Origin of the sequence: Polaromonas sp., assembly GCF_031411155.1 — a bacterium.
In the GTDB taxonomy this organism is placed as follows: domain Bacteria; phylum Pseudomonadota; class Gammaproteobacteria; order Burkholderiales; family Burkholderiaceae_C; genus Polaromonas.
Genome location: NZ_JANOAL010000055.1, coordinates 1 through 2,687 on the forward strand (window position 1 = coordinate 1; position 2,687 = coordinate 2,687).

A 2,687-nucleotide genomic window follows, 5' to 3' on the forward strand; every position below is an offset into this window, starting at 1 on the left:
CCCAGCCCCAGCCGCGTCTTGACGCGCTCGCTCCAGGGGAAGCCGCTGTAAATGCCCTTCATGAACACATCGAACTGCATGCCATTGCGCTGCAGCCCGCGGTCGTTGTGGTGCGTCAGGCCGACATAGCCCACCAGGTCAATCGGCCAGCCATTGAAGTTTTCAATGAAGGGCTTGCCCACCTGCACGCCGCTGATGCTGGTCGGGTGGGTGCTGTCGGTGGACAGGCAGCGCGCGGTGATGATCTTGACCAGGTGGCAGCCGTCTTCGGTGGCCTTGCCGTACAGCAGCTTGAAGTAGGTCGGCGTGCCGTCCTGGCCGTCCTGGCCGTCCTGGCCGTCCTGGTTCCGCAGCCGCTGCGGCGCGCCAAAGTCGTAGGCGGCGCCCAGGTAAACAGCGGGCAGCACCCGCTTTTGCACGATCGGGCTGTCGGCCACCTGGCCGCCCAGCACGGTGGCCGACGCGCCGGCCAGCAGGCGCCAGCGCTGCGACAGCGCGTAGCTGGCATTCAGGCCCAGCGTGGTGTTGACGCCGGCGCCGGGCGCATAGGCCGGGCGGCCGGGGCTGGCCTCGCCCGGCAGCACGCCGTAGTAATAGTTGTTGAGCCTGGCATTGCGCAGCGCCAGGCTAACGCTGGGGCGCAGCGTCCAGGCGCCGGAGCGCCAGTCGTAGCTGTAGGCCAGCCGCAACTCGCTGCCGCGCGAGGCGCCCGCCACATCGTGCAGCAAATCGGCCTGCAGCGTGCCCCAGGGCTGGCGATAGCGGTAGGACAGCCCCGCGTCAATGCCCGTTTCGCGCAGGGCCATGCCATTGAGGCTGGCGGGCCGGTGGTTGGGGCGCGGCCCTTCCAGCCGCTGCTCCAGCAGCGCATCGAGCCGCTGGTCGCCGCCTTCCAGCAGCTTCACGCCGCCGCGGTTGCCGTGCAGAAAGAAGCGCTCGCCCTCGTACAGGTACAGCGGCATCAGGTCCAGCCGGGTGCCGCCGCCCTGGTAGGGCGAGGTTTCGGTGCGCCCCACGATGCCCACGCCCGCGCTGCCGGGAGCGGCTTGCAGGTCGGAGGTCAGCAGTTCGGTGTCGCCGTGGGCGCGGGCGCTGGTCATGCCGAGCAGGCCGGCCATCAACAGGGCCGCGCAGGGCAGGAAACGGGAGGACGGAAGATTTTTCATCGGTAAGGTGTCTTGAAGGGTCGGAGCCGGTAAACCCGCCTCTATTTATCAGAATAAGCGGCGCCAGCCCCTGCAAAACGGGCGCATTCAGCTACAAAATCAATAGCATCCAGAGCAACTCAACAAAAAACCCGCGCGGGGCGGGTTGCTTGCACGGGTGTGCGGGTCAGAACGGTGGCCCGTCAAAACGGAATGTCGTCATCCATGTCGTCAAAGCCGCTGGCGGCCTTGGTCGGGGCCGGGGCCGGGCGCGGGGCGGCTGCCGGGGCGCGCGGCGCGGGGGCGGCCGCGCGACGCGGCTCGTCGTAGCCGCCGCCGTCGTCCGACGGGCCGGGCCCGCCCATGCCCTGGCGGCTGCCCAGCATCTGCATCTGGTCGGCGCGGATTTCGGTGCTGTATTTTTCCTGGCCGTCCTTGTCGGTCCATTTGCGCGTGCGCAGGCTGCCTTCGACGTAGACCTGCGAGCCCTTGCGCAGGTACTGGCCGGCGATCTCGGCCAGGCGGCCAAAAAAGCTGACGCGGTGCCATTCGGTGATTTCCTTCATCTCGCCGGTGGCCTTGTCCTTGTAGCGGTCGGTGGTGGCGATGGTGACGTTGGCGACCTGGTCGCCGCTGGGGAAACTGCGCATTTCGGGGTCGCGGCCCAGATTGCCGACGATGATGACTTTGTTGACGGATGCCATGGAAGTGTTCTCCTAACTAACCTAATCTTCAGAGTTTAACTGGCTTGCCCGCCAGCGAATCACCGTCGCCCGAAACCGCCGCCGAGGCATGACGACCGGGTGCTTTCATGGGCCAGGCGACCAGCAGCCACAACAGCATCAGGCCGCCGCACAACAGGAAAAGCCCCTGAGGGCCCTGCATTTTGGTGACCCAGCCGCCCACAGCGCCCCCAGCAAAAAACCCCAGCGACTGCAAGGTGTTGTACACCCCCAGTGCCGCACCGCGTGCGTGCGACGGTGCCACGCGCGAGGCCATGCTGGGCTGGCTGGCTTCCAGCACGTTAAAGCCGCAAAAAAACAGAAACAGCAGCGTGCCCAGCAAGCCCAGGCTGTGCGTTGCGGAAGTGACCGACCAGAGCAGGCCCAGTTGCACCAGCAAAATCAGACCCACGGCCCCCAGGAACACGGCACGCAGATAGCCGCGCTTTTCCAGCGGAAACAGCGTCATGCCCATCACCAGCAGCGAGGCGAGCACGGCCGGCAGGTAAACCAGCCAGTGTTGCTTGCCGTCCAGCCCTGCAGCCACCAGCAGCGCGGGAATCGCCACCCACATGGCCAGTTGCACCGCGTGCAGCACAAACACCCCAAAGTCCAGCCGCAGCAGGGCAGAGTCTTTCAAGACCTCCAGCACACTGCCGCGCGGGCGATCCGCATGGTGCAGCGGCTCGGGCGGCACCCACCACACGACGACGGCGATACCGGCCAGGGCCAGCGACCCCGTCAGGGCAAACAGGCCATGCAAACCGATGTAGCTGGCCAGCAGCGGCGCAATCACCAGCGACAGCGCAAACATCAGGGC

General features: G+C 66.7%; 3 protein-coding genes. All 3 read right to left on the reverse strand.

Going from position 1 to position 2,687, the window contains the following annotated elements; genetic code table 11:
• Positions 1 to 1,166, reverse strand: a 1,166-nt coding sequence (locus tag RMO23_RS03160) for a MipA/OmpV family protein (protein ID WP_309678647.1), incomplete at its 3' end; no start/stop codon positions are given.
• A gap of 182 nt (positions 1,167 to 1,348) precedes the next feature.
• Positions 1,349 to 1,849 (reverse strand): single-stranded DNA-binding protein, encoded by a 501-nt coding sequence (gene ssb / locus RMO23_RS03165; protein ID WP_309678648.1) that lies wholly within the window; start codon positions 1,847 to 1,849, stop codon positions 1,349 to 1,351.
• 28 nt (positions 1,850 to 1,877) lie between these two features.
• Positions 1,878 to 2,687: MFS transporter (locus RMO23_RS03170; protein ID WP_309678649.1), on the reverse strand; the 810-nt coding region annotated here is incomplete at its 5' end.

What these genes read in the sequence shown, in the direction of transcription:
- ssb (WP_309678648.1), bottom strand. Translation starts at nt 1,849, where the DNA reads ATGGCATCCGTCAACAAAGTCATCATCGTCGGCAATCTGGGCCGCGAC.